This window comes from Pseudomonas quercus, assembly GCF_012033695.1.
In the GTDB taxonomy this organism is placed as follows: Bacteria; Pseudomonadota; Gammaproteobacteria; order Pseudomonadales; family Pseudomonadaceae; genus Aquipseudomonas; species Aquipseudomonas quercus.
In genome coordinates this window covers 505,328-522,598 of sequence record NZ_JAAVJI010000001.1, presented here as the reverse complement: position 1 = coordinate 522,598, position 17,271 = coordinate 505,328, and the positions used below count along the sequence as shown (strand labels likewise).

Below are 17,271 nucleotides of genomic sequence, written 5' to 3'. Positions count from 1 at the left end.
GAGAGTGTTTGGCAGGCGAGCCGTTCCGTAACGGGCGAGCCCCTGCATGGTAAAATTCAAACCCGCGCAACAAAAAGGCCGGTTGCCTTTACAAAGGCAACCGGCCGTTCAAGCTCGCCTGAGTAATGGACTCAGGCAGGTGCAGAGGTGCGAATCAGATGGTCGAAGGCTGCAAGCGATGCCTTGGCGCCCTCACCCATTGCAATGATGATTTGCTTGTACGGCACAGTGGTAACGTCACCGGCTGCGAAGATGCCAGGCAAATCGGTTTCACCCCGTGCATCTACCATGATTTCACCACGGCCAGACAACTCGATGGCACCTTTGAGCCAATCAGTGTTAGGCAGCAAACCAATTTGCACGAAGATGCCTTCAAGCTCGATCTTATGCAGGTCACCGGTCTGGCGATCCTTGTACGTCAGCCCATTTACCTTTTGCCCGTCACCGTTGACTTCAGTCGTCAAGGCGCTAGTGATGACCTTAACGTTAGGCAAGCTGGTCAACTTGCGCTGCAGTACAGCGTCGGCACGCAAATGGCTGTCGAATTCAATCAAGGTTACATGGGACACGATACCGGCCAGATCGATGGCTGCCTCGACACCCGAGTTACCGCCTCCAATGACCGCTACACGCTTGCCCTTGAACAAAGGGCCATCGCAATGCGGGCAGTAGGCAACGCCACGGTTACGGTATTCTTGCTCACCGGGGACGTTCATCTCTCTCCAACGTGCGCCGGTTGCCAGGATTACGGATTTGGCCTTGAGCGAAGCACCCCCTGCGAAGCGCACCTCATGCAGGTCTCCGTTGCGGCCAGGAATCAGCTGTTCAGCGCGCTGCAGGTTCATGATGTCCACGTCGTACTGCTTGACGTGCTCTTCCAGTGCCATGGCCAGTTTCGGGCCTTCCGTTTCCTTCACGGAGATGAAGTTCTCGATGGCCAGCGTATCCAGCACCTGCCCACCAAAGCGCTCGGCCGCTACACCCGTGCGGATGCCCTTGCGCGCTGCATACACTGCTGCAGCGGCGCCAGCAGGGCCGCCCCCGATCACGAGCACATCAAAGGTGCCTTTAGCATTAAGCTTTTCGGCTTGGCGGGCGCCGGCGTTGGTATCCAGCTTTGCCAGGATTTCCTCAAGGCCCATACGGCCTTGGCCGAATGGTTCACCGTTAAGGTAAACGCTGGGCACCGCCATGATCTGGCGCTGATCTACTTCGGCTTGGAACAGGGCACCGTCGATAGCCACGTGCTGAACGCTTGGGTTCAGCACTGCCATGAGGTTAAGCGCCTGCACTACATCCGGGCAATTCTGGCAAGACAGCGAGAAATAGGTTTCGAAACGGAATTCACCTTTCAGAGCAGCAATCTGCTCCAGCGTGTCGGCGCTCGCCTTGGACGGGTGGCCACCTACCTGCAACAGGGCCAGCACCAGCGAGGTAAATTCATGCCCCATGGGAATGCCAGCAAAACGCAGGCTGATAGTGCCATTGGGGCGGTTAACGCTAAACGAAGGCCGGCGCTCGTCGCTGCCGTCGTCGCGCAATGTGATCAGCGAGGACAAGCCTTCGATTTCTTTGAGCAATTCCAGCATTTCACGGGATTTCGCACCGTCGTCGAGCGAAGCGATCAGCTCGATCGGTTGGGTGACCCGTTCCAGATAAGTCTTGAGCTGGGATTTAAGTGTGGCGTCCAACATACGGGCGATTTCCTTTGAAAAACGTTTATTCGGTCCAGAAACGACAACGCCCAGGCGAAAGCGCCCGGGCGTTGTCGTGGGCGACGATGCTGCTTAAGAACGGCGGCGCACCGCCATAAACCGTTTCACGGTTTAGATCTTGCCAATCAGGTCAAGGGACGGCGCCAGAGTGGCTTCGCCTTCTTGCCATTTGGCTGGGCACACTTCACCGGGGTGAGCTGCGATGTACTGGGCTGCCTTGACCTTGCGCAGCAGTTCCAGGGCGTCACGGCCGATGCCGCCGTCGGTGATTTCAACGACTTTGATCTGGCCTTCCGGGTTGATCACGAAGGTGCCACGGTCTGCGATACCGGCGTCTTCGATCAGCACGTCGAAGTTGCGCGAGATCAGGTGAGTCGGGTCTGCGATCATCGGGTACTGGATCTTGCGAATGGTGTCCGAGGTGTCGTGCCAGGCTTTGTGAGTGAAGTGGGTATCGGTAGACACGCTGTAGATTTCAACGCCCAGCTTCTGGAACTCAGCGTAGGTGTCTGCCAGGTCGCCCAGTTCAGTGGGGCATACGAAGGTGAAGTCGGCCGGGTAGAAGAACACCACAGACCACTTGCCCTGAAGGTCTGCTTCCGTGACGTCGACGAATTTGCCGTTGTGGAAAGCTTGAGCTTTGAAGGGTTTGATCTGGCTGTTGATGATAGGCATCGGTGAATCTCCTTGGTAGATGAATCTGACTGGGTGAATCCTAACGCTGAATTCGATAGCTTGCTCATTGGCAATACACATGCTGGCCATTGCTTTTGCCTATGGCAAGGCGAGCCTGTTGTAGGTGCCTCGCGTGTAAGCGAGGCGGCGGAAGCTTTGTATACCAGTACCGACTGTCCGTAAAGCCTATTACGAGAGCAGGATCCAAGTACATGAAGCGGCCCTGTATAATGTTTTTCCAAACTTTTACGCTGCGGGCTTGGCACTCATACACCACCTCAACGCGTCGATTTTTCAGGGGTTTGCAATCGTATTTTCCTACACGGTGGTTGAACGTGCTCGCAGTAAGGTAGACGCGCTGCAGGGTCAGCCCCGAACCGCTCAACGGCAGACCTTTCCACTCTTGGTGACCCTAGTACTGCGAAAGGAAGACCAAGATGCCTATGAATTTATTAAATGCATTGGTGGCAAAGGCGCTCCCCATCCGCCTGACTCGCAAAGAAACAATCACTCTGGAATGGGCCGGCCGTGGAAAAACGTCGTGGGAGATCTCTCGAATCATTGGGTGCAGTGAGTCCACCGTCAATTTCCACATTGGCAATGCACGTCGAAAATTTGGAGTTAGATCTCGACACCTGGCGGTGTTGCTCGCCCTGCAAAACAACCTGATCGACGTTTCAGCCTACACGTTTCATAACCAAGACAAGGACTGTAACGGTGTTGAGCATTGCGATCGCTGATGACCACCCTGTAGTACTGAATGGCATACGGCATGCACTTGAGGCAATGCCGGGTCGTTTCCAGATAGTGGCCGAAGCGCAGAACGCAGATGAACTATTGAAAAGCCTCCGTGGGAGGTCCTGTGATATGGCGCTGGTGGACTGGTCCATGCCCTCGGGCGCCCAACCTGACGGCCATGAAATGCTGAACACGCTGGGTATACGTTATCCATCGCTGATTGTAGTGGTGATGACGACTTCACTGCAGCCAGCCCTGCTCGGTGCCTGCTTGGCCGCTGGCGCCAAGGGCCTCTTCGATAAGCGGAGCGACCCCGCTACCTTACCTTTACTATTGATCCGTTCAGCCCAGGGTAAAACCTGCATAAGCCCAGGGTTTGAATCCATACTGGCCCAGCACTACCAGGCGAGGCGGTATTGGGGCGTGGATAACAGTGACCTGCTGACCCCCCGTGAACGGGAGGTCATTGGCTTGGGCATGAAAGGCATGACCGGGCGCCAGATTGCTACCCAGCTAGGCCGTAGCGAAAAGACTATCAGCCGGCTGCGGCGCTCGGCTCTCGATAAGCTAGGGCTTGAGGCGCACGCTATACCCTCAGGCGGCTATTGGCCGACTGCCGTACGCATGGTCACGAACTCTTCCGCAGACGTAGGGTGAACGCCAATGGTGTCGTCGAACATGGCTTTGGTAGCACCCGCCTTCAAGGCAATACCCAACCCCTGAATGATTTCTCCTGCTTCCGGACCTACCATGTGGCAGCCTAATACCTTGTCAGTATTAGCATCCACGATCAGCTTCATGTAGATGCGCTCCGGATTATCGGAAAGCGTGAGCTTCATGGGGCGGAAGCGGCTTTCGAACAGCTTGACCTCATGCCCGGCCTTACGTGCCTGCGCCTCTGTCAATCCAACAGTGCCGATTGAGGGCTGGCTGAAAACGGCAGTGGGAATATTGTCATAGTCCACAGGGCGGTACTGATCCGGCTGATACAGGCGGCGCGCTACCGCCATGCCTTCGGCCAGCGCTACAGGGGTGAGCTGAACGCGGCCAATCACATCCCCTAGCGCCAGAATGGAAGGTTCGGCTGTCTGGAACAGGTCGTCCACTTTCACGAAGCCCTTCTCGTCCAACGCGACCGCAGTGTTCTCGAGGCCCAGGTTGTCCAGCATGGGGCGGCGGCCCGTGGCATACAGGATGCAATCAGCCTCTAGTACTTGGCCGTCTTTCAGGGTCGCGAACAGTACATCGCCACACTTATCGATACGCGCAATATCGGCATTGAAGCGCAGGTCGATACCTTTCTTGGACAACTCTTCAGCAAGGTGGCTGCGCACGCTGTCGTCAAAGCCCCGCAGGAACAGATCGCCCCGATACAACTGAGTGGTGTGTGCACCAAGGCCATGGAAAATACCGGCAAACTCAACTGCAATGTAACCCCCGCCCACTACGATAACGCGCTTGGGCAAGGTTTCGAGGAAGAAGGCCTCGTTGGAACTGATGGCGTGTTCTTTACCAGGGACATCTGGAATAGCCGGCCACCCACCGGTCGCAATCAGTATGCGTTCGCAGCTATAGGCAGTGCCAGCTACATCGACGGTGTGGGGGTCCAGAATGCGTGCGTGGCCGTCTAGCACTTTCACGCCGCTTTTGCTCAGCAGGTTGAAATAAATGCCATTAAGGCGTTCGATCTCTTTGTTCTTGTTGGCGATCAGCGTGGGCCAGTCAAACGTCGGGGTGCCCATATGCCAGCCAAAGCTTGTAGACGTAGCGAAGTCTTCGTGAAAATGTGCACCGTAGACCAATAGTTTTTTAGGGACGCACCCTACGTTGACACAGGTTCCGCCAAGGTAACGGCTTTCTGCCACAGCCACTTTGGCCCCGAAGCCCGCCGCGAATCGTGCAGCTCTAACGCCACCGGACCCGGCACCAATCACAAACAGATCAAAATCGTAAGCCATGTACACGCTCCTGATACAAAAACGCCGCCATTGTGAGCAATGGCGGCGCTTGGGTCCAACGGGACTGATATTACAGCTGGCCCTGCTTGTAGAAGTTCTCGAAGCAATAGTTGGTCGCGTCGATGTAACCCTCTGCGCTGCCGCAGTCGAAACGCTCGCCTTTGAACTTGTAAGCTAGCACGCAGCCGTTCTGGGCCTGCTGCATCAGGGCGTCCGTGATCTGGATTTCACCACCCTTGCCAGGCGGGGTGTTCTTGATCAGATCAAAGATGTCTGGGGTGAGAATATAGCGACCGATAATAGCCAGGTTTGACGGCGCATCCTCAGGCTTGGGCTTCTCTACCATCGCGTTCACACGGTAGATATCGTCACGGATCATTTCGCCTGCAATCACACCGTACTTGCTGGTTTCCTGAGGGTCCACTTCCTGAATGGCAACAATGGAGCAACGGAACTGGTTGTACAGCTTGACCATTTGCTGCAGCACACCGTCGCCTTCAGGGTTGACGCACAAGTCATCCGCCAGCACCACAGCAAAGGGCTCGTCACCGATCAAAGGCTGGCCACTGAGGATGGCGTGCCCCAGCCCTTTCATTTCGATTTGGCGGGTGTAGGAGAAGGTGCACTCATCCAGCAGCTTGCGAATACCGACGAGGTACTTTTCCTTGTCAGTGTTTCGGATCTGGTTTTCCAGCTCATAGCTGATGTCAAAGTGGTCTTCCAGGGCCCGCTTGCCGCGCCCCGTCACGATGGCGATCCCGGTAAGGCCGGCTTGAAGTGCCTCTTCAACCCCGTACTGGATCAGCGGCTTGTTGACTACCGGCAGCATTTCCTTGGGCATGGCTTTGGTAGCCGGCAAGAAGCGGGTGCCGTAGCCGGCCGCCGGGAACAAGCATTTCTTGATCATGAAAGGTCCTTGATTCTTATGCATTACGTACAGGTTCGGCGCAGTCTAATCACGTGCACCGAAGCTTACAATGAGCGCTTCGGCGCAGCTGCTGCATCAGTAGAAAAAAACCTTTCGCGTTAGTTCCGCTTCGCTGGTGTGATCATCCGGAGATGCAGTGGGTGGCGGCTTTCTGTACATCCTTGAAACGCAAGGGAAGGTTGGACAGCCGCTCATGAACTTTCACGGTGCTCCCGCCAGAACGCTCCTGGATATCAACCACTGCAGCCGGGCCTGTCGACAGCTTGCTAGGCACCACCAACTTGTAGCCGCTACCGCTTTTCTCAACCGTCACGGGCCCACGGGTTTCAGACAGCGTGTGAACAAGGCACTCACTGTAATCCTTCGGGTCCTTCCCGGACATGACATCCATGGTTTCATGCGTCTGCTCGATTTCATTAACGGTGGCACAACCACCTACTGCAAGCAGCGCCAGCAACAACCCGGCTACCTTCATGTTGACCTCCAGAAAAGAAGCTAGGACCGCCACCTGCATAGATGGTTCGCAACGCCCGTGCTTGGGGGCCAAAGGGTCTACGTGCTATGGTTGCTACCTTGTCGAGATCCGGAGCCAGCATGAAATTCGTACACCAGCGCGAACACCTCAACGAAGACGACATGGTCGTGATCGAGTGCTCACAGCGCTGCAACATCCGCCTGATGAGCGATGCCAATTTCCGCGCTTTCAAGAACGGCGCACGGCATACGTATCATGGAGGGGAATTCGACCGCTTCCCTGCGCGTATCACCATTCCCAGCACAGGCTACTGGAACATCACGCTCGACACCGCTGGCAGCAAATTGAACAATGCCGCCAAGAAGGCGCCTTTCAAACACGCCATCAAATTGATCCGCCGCTCTCCTTCCTCTTTCAGCTAAGGCGCTCCCATGGCCCGCTACGTTATCCATTACACCCTCGACGGCCAACGGCGCTGGGATTTCGCCCAGCTTGAACATGGCACACCGCAAGAGGCGCTCGCCGCGTTGGTACTCATCCACGGGCAGGATCAGGCAAATAGCCTCGGCGACATTCGCGTGACCAAAGCCCTGTGACACGAAGCCGCTTCACTGTGCGGCTTCACTCGGTGCGTGACCCAGATCAATGCCAAAGCTAAAGGCAGGGACAGGCTAGAAATAAAGTCCCCCGGCCCGCTGGTGTGGTGCTAAGGTTTTCTGACCGGCCCGATCGGAATGCGCCTTCAGCAAAAGGAATTTGCATGATGCAGAGGTCCGCACCATGAACAAAATGACGTTTCCCAATGCGTGCCAAGTGATGCGCTGGCATTTCCATCCCATTGGCTTCGAGGGCAACATGGATGCGCCCGGAAGCATGGTGGCGCGGCTGTTTGACCGCGCTACAGGGGAAACCTTGATCGCGGTTGCCGGTATCCCTTGTGCCGCCGTGATGAATGCTGCAGATGTGGAACGCATGATAGAGGCTGTTGAGGTGGAGCTCGAAGCTTTTGTTCCGCCGCATTACCTAAGCGTGTGCGGATAAGCTAGCAGCACCTTATCAGGACTGAACTCTTCGGTCCTCGAAGCCACATTCGCCGCTCACCGCTTGAGCCACAGCACTCACCTGCCCAGGTATTTCGCTGCTTGCGTCTACACACCAATACACAGCCTGCGCTGCTCGGGTGATGCCAACATAGGCCAGGCGCAAGGCCTCGTCAGCTTGGGTACTGTCATAAGGCGTGCTATCCGCAACGCGCCCGATTCCCGCCAATGTGTACAACCGGTTGCGGTGTTCCAAACCTTTCCTGGCTACGGAGTCGCCCAGCAGAATTACCACGTCAGCCTCCAGCCCTTTGGATGCGTGAATGGTCATGCATCGTAAACGGGCATTGGTAGATGAGCTGTGACCATGTGCCTTCAATAATGCGCGCATGCCTGAGTTACCGCTTGGATCGTCCCGTGCACTCCTAAACAAGACCAGTACGGTCTGGTTTGATTTGATATGAGAATCAGCCAGTTGCACCACGTTACTCATGTCTTTGGTGATGATTTGCACCTTCGTTCCCGTGGTATGGGTGATCGAACCCTTGCCTGCTACGGACCTGACGTTTCGAACAATATGCTCTGCTGCATCAACAATTTGCGTGGTACTTCTGAAGTTATCTCTAAGCATCAACCGACGAGAAGCGGGTGCAGGAAAAACGTCTTTGAACCGTAGAAAATACTGCACGTCGCTACCGCGCCAGCCGTAGATAGACTGCCAGTCGTCTCCCACACACATCAGGCTCGCAGGCAGCTCGGGGTCTCGTCGATAGCGATCGCGCAACGCGGCCTGCAACCAGGTTGCGATATAGGGGGAAACGTCCTGGAACTCATCCACCATCAAGTGCTGTAAAGCACTAATCTGGCTTGATGCCAACGCAGCCAGGGCGTGGCTCTTGGTTGAAGTAAACGTAGCAAACAGCCGGTTATACGTGACTACAGGAGGAGACTGTTCCCCTAAATAAACTTCTAGTGCAGGCCAGAAGCGTGAAAGGATTTGGAAGAACAGCCCATCTTGGCCAGCGAACAGAGCGCTCGATGCCTCTTTAGCCTCTAACCCTATGTTCTCCATAAAGGTAGCGGTTGAAAGCATCAGGTCTAGCAGGGGCTGAGCATGGCGCTCACCCGAAAGGCAGTAGGTAACGCTGGTATTAGGGGGCTCGAAAAGCGCTTCAAGCTCTGAAGCTTTTTCTATCCATATCAGAGGCTTATCAAAGAAAGCTTGAAACAATGTTCGCTTTACCAACCACTGGCTACCGATGCTAAGCCCTGCATCATCGCCCTTACTACGTGCAGTGGACGTGTCCGGCCCCAGCATCACCCAGGCCTCCAGGGCTGGCAGGTAACCATGACAGTGGAAGGTTTGGCCCAGCAGGCTGTGAGCGCTCTGAACAGGTTCAATGCCTGGGTGTGGCCAGTGCCCAGCTTTACGCCACTGCTGCTCGATCAACTGGGTCAGTTTCAGGTCCCGCTTGGCTGCGGGGATAAGCCCTGCCAAGCGCCGTTGCACATCTGGATGTTCAGGAGCAAGCCTTGGCAAAGCGCGCGCTTCGGCGACTAGGGTGTGCACAAAGCCTTTGAATACAGGATCGGCCATACACAGCTTGTTGAAACAAGCGGTAAGATGTTGGCGCTGCACATCGCCTATTTTAAGTTGCAGCGGGTTGTCATCCGTTTTGTGCCCACCCAGGCTTTCGAAAGCTTGAACCTCAGCCCATCCAGGTAGTGTTCGCGCCCACCCTAGCGCCATGGCATGAAAGGTTGTCACACACCGTCGAGCTTCAGTGGGCTCTAGTGTCTGGCCCCATAAAGAAAGGAAATACGTCAGGCGACGGATGAAATCTTCCCGGGAAGCCCGAGTAAAGGTCACGACGCTGATTTCTGCCAAAGGAACGCCCAGGTAGCAGGTGAGCAGAACAATACGCAGCACTAGGCTACTGGACTTTCCAGAACCTGCCCCGGCGACCACACAGGTAGCGTGAGCGTCGCTGAAAATCACCTTCCACTGGGCGGCTGTGGGGTGAGTACCTTCTGGCAGCAAACGGGCCGCATCGGCCCTCATGCGTTTGCGTACTGCTGGCGTGATGACAAGGCGGGCTTCCCCAAACATGGGCGCACTGGGGGCGCCCTCTGAATGAGCACGCTCAGTCACCGGCGATGGCCGGCTAGCAACCGCTGGGGCACAGCGCGGCGGATCACGATCACGCAGGGGCGCATTGCCAGGGGCTCCTAGAGGAAGCTCAGTCCATGTATGGAAAAGGCCTTTCCATAATTCACGTAGTTTCGAGATCAAGGGGTTTTATTTCTTAAAAAACAGTTGGTTGCTTAACTAATCTAGAATTTTTATAGCGCTTAAACTGGGCGTTGAAAACCCGGCCTAGGCCGGGTTTGGGGTTTAGTTCGAGATGGCGGTGTCTACCAGCTGCTGGGCTTCAGCCACCAGTTGTTTAAGGTGGTCGTCCCCCTTGAAGCTTTCAGCGTAGATCTTGTAGATATCTTCCGTACCGGAAGGCCTCGCTGCAAACCAGCCATTAGCCGTCATCACTTTCAACCCACCAATGGCCTGGTCATTCCCCGGCGCTTTGCTCAAAACGCGCTCGATGGGCTCGCCGGCCAATGAAGTTGAGGTAATCTGCTCGGCGTTTAGTTTGCCCAAGGCCGCCTTTTGCTGCGGGCTGGCTTTGGCATCTACACGCGTAGCAAAAGGCTCGCCCAGGTCTGCCACCATGTCACGGTACAGCTGGTGAGGATTCTTACCTGTTTGTGCGGTCATTTCAGCGGCCAGCAAGCCGGGGATCAGGCCGTCCTTGTCGGTACTCCACACCGTGCCGTCGCGGCGCAGGAACGAAGCCCCTGCACTCTCCTCCCCGCCAAACCCTAGAGAACCGTCGAACAGGCCAGCGGCGAAGTACTTGAAGCCCACGGGCACTTCGAACAGCTCCCGTTTCAAACGGCTCGCCACCCGATCGATCAAGCCGCTGCTCACAACGGTTTTGCCCACGGCGGCGTCCGCACGCCATTGGGGGCGATGACGGAACAGGTAATCGATGCTCACAGCCAAGTAGTTATTGGGGGCCAGCAAGCCACCACTGCGGGTGACGATACCGTGGCGGTCATGGTCCGGGTCGCAGGCGAAGGCAACGTCGTAGCGGTCTTTCAAACCGATAAGGCTTTGCATGGCGTCCCGCGAAGAAGGGTCCATACGCACCTGACCGTCCCAATCCAGGGTCATGAAACGGAAGGTCGGGTCCGTGTAACGGTTGACCACGTCCAGGTCGAGCCTGTAATGCTCGGCAATAGCTGGCCAGTAATGCACCCCGGCACCCCCAAGTGGGTCTACACCTAGTTTCAGGCCTGCTCCGCGAATGGTATCGAAATCAATGACATTGCCCAGGTCTGCCACGTAGGTGTTGAGGTAGTCATGGCGATGAGTGGTGCTGGCGTTGAGCGCGCGCTCGTAAGGCATGCGCGCTACGCCCTCCAACCGACTTTCGAGCAGCTCATTGGCTTTCGCTTCGATCCACTTGGTTACATCGCTGTCGGCCGGGCCACCATTAGGGGGGTTGTACTTGAACCCACCACTCTGTGGCGGGTTGTGAGAAGGCGTGATAACCACCCCGTCGGCCAGGCCCGAGGTACGGCCACGGTTGTAGCAGATGATGGCATGGGACAGTGCAGGCGTAGGCGTGTACTCGTCATCTGTGGCCAGCATCACGTCAACGCCATTGGCGGCAAACACCTCAAGGGCGCTGATACCGGCTGGCGTGGACAGGGCATGGGTATCGATCCCCAGGAACAATGGCCCATCAATACCCTTGGCCTTGCGGTACAGGCAGATCGCCTGGCTGATGGCGAGTACGTGGTCTTCGTTGAAGCTGTTGTCGAACGAGCTGCCGCGGTGGCCGGAAGTGCCAAATGCCACGCGATGGGTAGCGACCGACGGGTCGGGCTTGCGTGAAAAATAAGCAGTGACCAGGCTAGGGATATCGATCAGCAAATCGGCGGGTGCCGGCTTGCCCGCGAGCGGACTGTGCGTCATGCAAAACCTCGAGTGGGTATCAAACAGGGTCAGTTTACCGACCCTTCGACCGCCCTGCGACGAGAATGATCCTTGCCCCAGGCAAGCATAGGGGAACCCTGGGTTATACGGGCTCGGCAGCCGGCCACCAGCTCGGTAACAGTTGCTGGACCCGTGCCTGCCCGTAGCGGTCATCGATCAGCACTACCGTCCCTACGTCGCTTTCGGCACGAATCACCCGGCCCGCCGCTTGTACTACCTTGTGCAGGCCTGGATACAGGTATACGTAATCATAGCCATTGCCGAAGCGCGCCTGCATCCGCTGCTTGAAACGCTCGTTGACCGGGTTTACCTGCGCCAGGCCCAGCGTGGCGACAAAGGCGCCTATCAAGCGCGCACCTGGCAGGTCGATCCCCTCACCAAAGGCCCCGCCCAGCACGGCGAAGCCTACACTCTGCCCCGCTGCATCAAAGCCATCGATAAAGGCCTGGCGCGCCGCCTCGTCCATGCCCCGCTGCTGGCACCGCACAGGCAGCGAGGGGTAGCTCTCAGCCAACCGGCCAACAACCTGATTGAGATAGTCAAAGCTGCTGAAAAACGCCAGGTAATTGCCCGGCCGGCAGGCGTATTGCTCTGCAATGATTCGCGCCACACTGGCCAAGGACTGCTGCCGGTCGGCGTAACGGGTGGACACATCGGCGGCCAGCCGTACCTGCAGCTGGCTAGCACTGAACGGTGAGGCCACTTCCACCCAGGCCCATTTATCCGGCAACCCCAACAGGTCGGCAAAATAGTGGGCCGGTTTCAGGGTAGCCGAAAACAGCACGCAACTGCGCGCACGGGCAAGCCTGGGTGCCAGTACCGGGGCGGGAATCACATTGCGCACATTCAGCCGCCCAGATAGCCGCTTCTTTGTAGCGGTGACCTCCAGGTCGCACACATAGGCCTCGCCGAACAGCTCGGCAATGCGCGTGAACTGCAGGGCCTGAAAGTAGAACTCCAGCCAGGGTGCAGGCACCGATGCGGGCTCCAGGTTCAGCCGCTCGCTCACCAGGCTGATGCAGCGCTGCAAGGCACTGAGCCACTGCGTGGGTACGTTGGCCTGACTGTGGTACCCCTCACCCTGGGCTTTCACCAAGGCGGACCAGTGCTGGTTAAGGGTACGCAAGGCTGCAGTAGTGCCCGCCAGCGGCGCATCTTTCAAGGTTTTGATCACGCGCTGGTCAAGGCTGGCGCTATACATGCTCCGCGCCCGGTCCACCAGGTTATGGGCTTCGTCCACCAGCACGGCGTAGGTCCACTCATGGGCCTGGGCAAGTGCATACAGCCAACCGCTCAGGTCGAAGTAGTAGTTGTAGTCACCTATGATCACATCGGCCCAACGGGCCATTTCCTGGCTCAAGTAATACGGGCATACCTGATGGGCCAAGGCCAGTTCGCGCAGCGCGGCGCGGTCCAGCATGCCGCGGTCGGCGGCGGCGACCCTGGCTGCAGGCAGGCGGTCGTAGAAGCCCTTGGCCAAGGGGCAGGCGTCGCCATGGCAGGCAGTACCGGGGTATTCGCACGCCTTCTCCCGAGCGGTGAGCTCCAGCACGCGCACAGGCCGTGTTCCCGCCTGCGCTGGCTGCAACTGATGGAGTGCATCCAAGGCCAACCGCCGGCCCGGTGTCTTGGCCGTCAGGAAGAAGATACGCTGCACACCCTGCCGAGGCATGGCCTTGAGCAGCGGGAAAAGCGTGCCTAGGGTTTTGCCAATGCCGGTCGGTGCCTGGGCCAATACACAGCGGCCCAGGCTTGCCCCTTTGTAGACAGCCTCAGCTAGCTGCCGCTGGCCTGGCCGCATGGTTGCGTAAGGGAACGCCAGGGTATCGAGAAAGCCGTCGCGGCGCGCCTGGTGGGCCTGCTCACGGGCGGCCCATGCCAGAAACGCCTCGCATTGCTGCACGAAGAACGCCTTGAGCGCCTCAGCGGTATAAGCGGCCTCGAAGCGTGTTTCCCGCTCCATATCCACATGCCAGTACACCAACGCCACATTCACGGAGGCCAAACCCTCGGCCTCACACAGCAGCCAGGCGTATACCTTGGCCTGGGCCCAATGCAGCGCTCGATGGTTGGCAGGCTGTCGGGCCAGATCACCCCGGTGCGTCTTGATTTCTTCCAGGCATTTGCGGCCTGGGTCAAAACCATCGGCGCGGCCTCGTACCTTCAAACCTTTGTATTCTCCGGCCAGGGTCACTTCGCGCCGGTACTGTGCATCCCTGCGGTCCGTGACCTGCTGGTGGCCCAGTACGCCCTCCAAGGCGCTGGGCGAAGGGGTGAAGCGCAAGTCCAGGTCGCCTTCGCGAGCGGTGAACTCACACAAGGCGCGTACGGCTACCGTCAGCGTCATGCGGGCTGGACGACCTCGGCGCCGGCGTCCCAGCGTACGTGGCAGACCTTGACCGGCAAGCCATGGGCGTTGCAGAACGCGATCCAGCGCAGTTGGTTATCCTGCAACCGGTCCCCTGGCCCTTTGACCTCAATCATCTGGTAGGTGGCCCGAGCAGGATAGAACTGAATCAGGTCTGGCATGCCCGTGCGGTTGGCTTTGGGGTCTTGGAGCAGGCGCTCGAAGCACGCACGCAAGTGAGCCGGTGGAATACAGGCCAACGCAAGCTCAAGCAGCGGCTCGGAAATCGCCCCCCAGTGCACGAACGGGTTGGCCAGGCCCAGTTTGGCGCTGAAACGTTCCAGAATCGTGGTGCGGTAGGCCCCTGTTTCAAGCTCGCCCAGGCAACCCTGGATCAAGTCACCTCGCCGGCGGCTGAAATCCGGCTGGTGCAGGTCCAGTGGGCCGGATTGAAAAGGGTGGAAAAAGGCGCCCGGCACGGGGGCGAACAGCGCCGGCCAGCACAACAGGCCAAACAGCCCGTTGAACAGGGTATTTTCCACGTAGGCCACGGGCGCTTCGCTGGCCTGCAATGCTTCAGCGACGGCCCGCTCCACACTGGAGTGGCGAGGCAGGCACAGGTCGATACGCTCCACGGCCGAGGGCCCACGCCGTACCTTGACGGCTTCCCCCAAGGCGCGACGCAGCCGTGGCAGCATTCGCTCAAGGCCTTGCACCTCCGCCGGGCTTTCGGGTGCCTGCATGGCCTGTTCGGCCAGCGCCAGCGCCTCCATGAACTGCTCGCTACGCTCCAGCACCCTCAAGCGCCGCAGGCGGGCACCCGGCCACGTGCACTGGCCATACAATTCAAGCGCCAACGGCCAGTCCGCACTGCGCTCGCACTGCTGGCCCAGGCGGAACAGCAGTTTCTGCTGCCGGCCGGCCAGCCAAGGGTTGTCGGACCCCAAACCTTGCAGGGTCGGTAGTAGCTCGCCCGTTGTGGCGCCCTCTTCCAGTGCCTGCGCACAGGCCGCCAGGCTCATGGCGATGTGCAGGTCGTCGCGGTGGCGAATGGCGCGGGAGCTGAGAGGGAAATCCACCTGTTCAAAGCGCTGGATGCCCAGCTCGACCAGCACGAATTGCGACCAGTCCTGGCGCAGGTTGCCGAAGAACAGCATGCGCAGACGTTCGCAAAGCGACCGTACGCTCAGCACCCACACCGCGTCTTCACAGGCGGGCCACCACCCTTGCAGCGGTTCACAACGGTCATGCAAATGTGCCAGCGCGTCGAACCACTGATCCTTGCGTCCGGCGGCAGGCAAGCCATGCTCCGCGAAGCCTGTGCGCAATTCGGGCTTCCCGAACAACGAAAACAGGTCACCTAGGGTCAATGGAGCATTGTCCCTAAGCCAGCCTTGCGCCAATAGCGGCGCTGCCGCATGGGCAGGGTCGCCGATTTCCACATAGCTGAGTTTGTCCCTACGGAAATGCTCACCTTTGCGCATGATCAGCCGCACCAACAAGGCACGGGCATTTTGCGGAAGGCCCTTGAAACCCTCCAGGAACTCCCGCTCAGCGGTGTCGAGCACATCGGCATAGCGCTGGCCGAGCCATGCCAGGGCCTGTTCGAAGTTATGCAGGTAATAGAACGGGTTTTCGAGAGGGGTCACGCCAGCCGGTCCAGGTCACTTTGGGGCTGGTTATACATACAGCCGCCTTCAGCTTCAACCGTCATCCGCCGACCGGTGCCGAACACGAGGCATTCACGGTTTGAGAGCAAGCCACTGGCCCTGTTACCCTCGGTGTTCTTTTGCAGCCCTGGACGCAACCATGCTCACCGCTTTGCTGTTTGACCTTGATGGAACCCTGACCGATACCGACAAGCTTCACCTGTTGGCGATTCAGCAACTGCTGTGGGAAGAAGATGGCCGTGCTTTTACCGAAGCAGACTTCGATGTGCTGTGCGCTGGCCGGGCTAACGCCGAGATGTGCGCCCTGTTGTTCCCGGACCGCAGTGTAGAAGCGCACCGCGACTTTGCAGACCGCAAGGAAGCCCGTTTCCGTGAGCTGTCCACCTCCCTGGAGCCGATTGCCGGGCTGACCGACCTGCTGGCCTATGCGACCACTCACAGCATTGGCCGCGTGGTCGTGACCAACGCCCCTCGGGCCAACGCCACCCATATGCTGGCCGCGCTGGGCCTTGAGGGCGCCTTTGCCAGTGTGGTGGTGGCAGAGGAACTGGCCCGCTCCAAACCTGACCCGCTCCCCTACCTCACTGGGTTGGACAGGCTGGGCGCCGCGGCCGACAGCGCCATGGCCTTCGAAGACTCGATCCCAGGCCTGACGGCGGCCAAGGCGGCCGGCCTGTTCACGGTCGGGCTGGCGACCAGCCAGAGCGCAGCCACCCTGCTGGCCGCGGGTGCAGATTTGGTGATCGATGACTTCACCGATGCCCGGCTGTGGCAGGCCATTGAAGCGCGGCACGGCGTGGCGCTGACACGGTGACCGTTGGTGCCCGGGCTGCGCCCAGTCCTACACCGGCCTAGCGCAGCAGGAAATTTCCAGGCCCCGGCTCTGGGCCATTATCGATCAGCGGCACTTCGGCTTCGTCCTTGAGGTTCACGCCTGACAACCCGCGCTTGCAGGCTTCGCGCATCAGGTAAGCCAGCTTGTGCAAGGCCGTGGCATAGCTCAGGCCCTGCGGCCGCACATTGGAAATGCAGTTGCGTGCCGCATCGGTCAGCCCTGCTCGAGGCGCATAGGTAAAGTAGAGCCCCAAGCTGTCCGGGGAGCTGAGGCCTGGCCGTTCGCCGATCAGGTTGACGACCATACGGGCACCCAGCCGCTGTGCCACCTCGTCTGCCACCGCCACGCGGCCCTGTTCGACGATCACCAAGGGTGCCACCTCCCAGCCCTCCTCCTGAGCAAGCCGCTGTAGCCGCGAGACCATCGGCGCGGCATGACGCTGTACGGCCAGTGAGGACAAGCCATCGGCGATCACGATAGCCAGGTCACACCCCTGCCCTCTATTCGCCGCAACAGCCTCCAGCGTTGCCACACTGTCAGCACTCAGCTGGCGGCCCAGGTCTGGGCGTTGCAGGTACATCAGGCGGTCACTGGCCGCACTGTGGAGCTCAATCACCTGGCCTTCCAGTTCACCTACAAGCGCGGCCACCTCCAGCGGCACATGGACCGCGTCCCTGGCCTGGGCATGGGCAAACTGAAAGGCCAGGTGGGCAGCCGTAGGCAGGCTGGTTCCGGCCCGGCCCAGGGCAATTCGGGCAGGGGTCAGGGCGCGCAAGGCCTGCCAAGGGTCCGCTGAAACTGGGCTGCGAGGCGTGTCGGTCATGCCATTC

The 17,271-nt window shown here is 58.8% G+C and carries 16 protein-coding genes; 6 read left to right on the top strand and 10 right to left on the bottom strand.

What is annotated here, in order from left to right; genetic code table 11:
• Positions 1 to 131: 131 nt before the first annotated feature.
• A complete protein-coding gene (ahpF, locus tag HBH25_RS02310) occupies positions 132 to 1,694 on the bottom strand; it encodes an alkyl hydroperoxide reductase subunit F (protein ID WP_168081087.1) in 1,563 nt (520 codons plus the stop codon).
• Positions 1,695 to 1,826: 132 nt separating this feature from the next.
• Positions 1,827 to 2,390 carry an alkyl hydroperoxide reductase subunit C gene (gene ahpC / locus HBH25_RS02305; RefSeq protein WP_168081085.1) on the bottom strand — a complete coding sequence of 188 codons (564 nt, stop codon included), beginning with the start codon at positions 2,388 to 2,390 and terminating at the stop codon, positions 1,827 to 1,829.
• A 437-nt stretch (positions 2,391 to 2,827) separates the two neighbouring features.
• Between ahpC and HBH25_RS02300 the strand changes: the two genes are divergently transcribed.
• Both HBH25_RS02300 and HBH25_RS02295 read left to right on the top strand, forming a co-directional pair.
• Positions 2,828 to 3,130, top strand: coding sequence for a response regulator transcription factor (locus tag HBH25_RS02300; protein WP_168081083.1), 303 nt, complete (start codon positions 2,828 to 2,830; stop codon positions 3,128 to 3,130).
• Positions 3,108 to 3,785 carry a response regulator gene (locus HBH25_RS02295; protein WP_168081081.1) on the top strand — a complete coding sequence of 226 codons (678 nt, stop codon included), beginning with the start codon at positions 3,108 to 3,110 and terminating at the stop codon, positions 3,783 to 3,785. The genes HBH25_RS02300 and HBH25_RS02295 overlap by 23 nt, the downstream gene beginning before the upstream one ends.
• Here the strand turns inward: HBH25_RS02295 and gorA are convergent.
• The 3 genes from gorA to HBH25_RS02280 all read right to left on the bottom strand — a co-directional run bounded on the left by gorA (position 3,731) and on the right by HBH25_RS02280 (position 6,489).
• Positions 3,731 to 5,086, bottom strand: a complete 1,356-nt coding sequence (gene gorA / locus HBH25_RS02290) for a glutathione-disulfide reductase (RefSeq protein ID WP_168081079.1) — start codon at positions 5,084 to 5,086, stop codon at positions 3,731 to 3,733. The two genes, HBH25_RS02295 and gorA, sit on opposite strands and share 55 nt — an antisense overlap.
• A gap of 70 nt (positions 5,087 to 5,156) precedes the next feature.
• Complete coding sequence (gene galU / locus HBH25_RS02285) at positions 5,157 to 5,993, bottom strand: UTP--glucose-1-phosphate uridylyltransferase GalU (RefSeq protein WP_168081077.1); 837 nt, start codon at positions 5,991 to 5,993, stop codon at positions 5,157 to 5,159.
• A gap of 142 nt (positions 5,994 to 6,135) precedes the next feature.
• Entirely contained in the window at positions 6,136 to 6,489 is a 354-nt protein-coding gene (locus HBH25_RS02280; RefSeq protein ID WP_168081075.1) for a hypothetical protein, read from the bottom strand.
• A gap of 119 nt (positions 6,490 to 6,608) precedes the next feature.
• Here HBH25_RS02280 and HBH25_RS02275 point away from each other — a divergent pair, with 119 nt between their 5' ends.
• From HBH25_RS02275 to HBH25_RS02265, 3 genes are all read left to right on the top strand, one after another.
• Entirely contained in the window at positions 6,609 to 6,911 is a 303-nt protein-coding gene (locus tag HBH25_RS02275) for a DUF1883 domain-containing protein (RefSeq protein ID WP_168081073.1), read from the top strand.
• 9 nt (positions 6,912 to 6,920) lie between these two features.
• The gene (locus HBH25_RS02270) at positions 6,921 to 7,085 is read left to right on the top strand and encodes a hypothetical protein (protein WP_168081071.1); all 165 of its coding nucleotides are present in this window, start codon (positions 6,921 to 6,923) and stop codon (positions 7,083 to 7,085) included.
• Positions 7,086 to 7,269: 184 nt separating this feature from the next.
• Positions 7,270 to 7,530, top strand: a complete 261-nt coding sequence (locus HBH25_RS02265) for a DUF1652 domain-containing protein (protein WP_168081069.1) — start codon at positions 7,270 to 7,272, stop codon at positions 7,528 to 7,530.
• 15 nt (positions 7,531 to 7,545) lie between these two features.
• Here the strand turns inward: HBH25_RS02265 and HBH25_RS02260 are convergent, their stop codons facing one another.
• From HBH25_RS02260 to HBH25_RS02245, 4 genes are all read right to left on the bottom strand, one after another.
• A complete protein-coding gene (locus HBH25_RS02260; RefSeq protein ID WP_229631800.1) occupies positions 7,546 to 9,591 on the bottom strand; it encodes a UvrD-helicase domain-containing protein in 2,046 nt (681 codons plus the stop codon).
• A 333-nt stretch (positions 9,592 to 9,924) separates the two neighbouring features.
• Positions 9,925 to 11,568 (bottom strand): phosphoglucomutase (alpha-D-glucose-1,6-bisphosphate-dependent), encoded by a 1,644-nt coding sequence (pgm, locus tag HBH25_RS02255; RefSeq protein WP_168081065.1) that lies wholly within the window; start codon positions 11,566 to 11,568, stop codon positions 9,925 to 9,927.
• A 103-nt stretch (positions 11,569 to 11,671) separates the two neighbouring features.
• Complete coding sequence (locus tag HBH25_RS02250) at positions 11,672 to 13,936, bottom strand: ATP-dependent DNA helicase (RefSeq protein ID WP_168081063.1); 2,265 nt, start codon at positions 13,934 to 13,936, stop codon at positions 11,672 to 11,674.
• Positions 13,933 to 15,585 carry a VRR-NUC domain-containing protein gene (locus HBH25_RS02245; RefSeq protein WP_168081061.1) on the bottom strand — a complete coding sequence of 551 codons (1,653 nt, stop codon included), beginning with the start codon at positions 15,583 to 15,585 and terminating at the stop codon, positions 13,933 to 13,935. Before HBH25_RS02245 ends, HBH25_RS02250 begins: the two co-directional genes overlap by 4 nt.
• A gap of 160 nt (positions 15,586 to 15,745) precedes the next feature.
• Between HBH25_RS02245 and HBH25_RS02240 the strand changes: the two genes are divergently transcribed.
• The gene (locus HBH25_RS02240; RefSeq protein WP_168081059.1) at positions 15,746 to 16,420 is read left to right on the top strand and encodes an HAD family hydrolase; all 675 of its coding nucleotides are present in this window, start codon (positions 15,746 to 15,748) and stop codon (positions 16,418 to 16,420) included.
• A 37-nt stretch (positions 16,421 to 16,457) separates the two neighbouring features.
• Here the strand turns inward: HBH25_RS02240 and eutC are convergent, their stop codons facing one another.
• Positions 16,458 to 17,264 carry an ethanolamine ammonia-lyase subunit EutC gene (gene eutC / locus HBH25_RS02235; protein WP_168081057.1) on the bottom strand — a complete coding sequence of 269 codons (807 nt, stop codon included), beginning with the start codon at positions 17,262 to 17,264 and terminating at the stop codon, positions 16,458 to 16,460.
• Positions 17,265 to 17,271 lie beyond the last annotated feature (7 nt).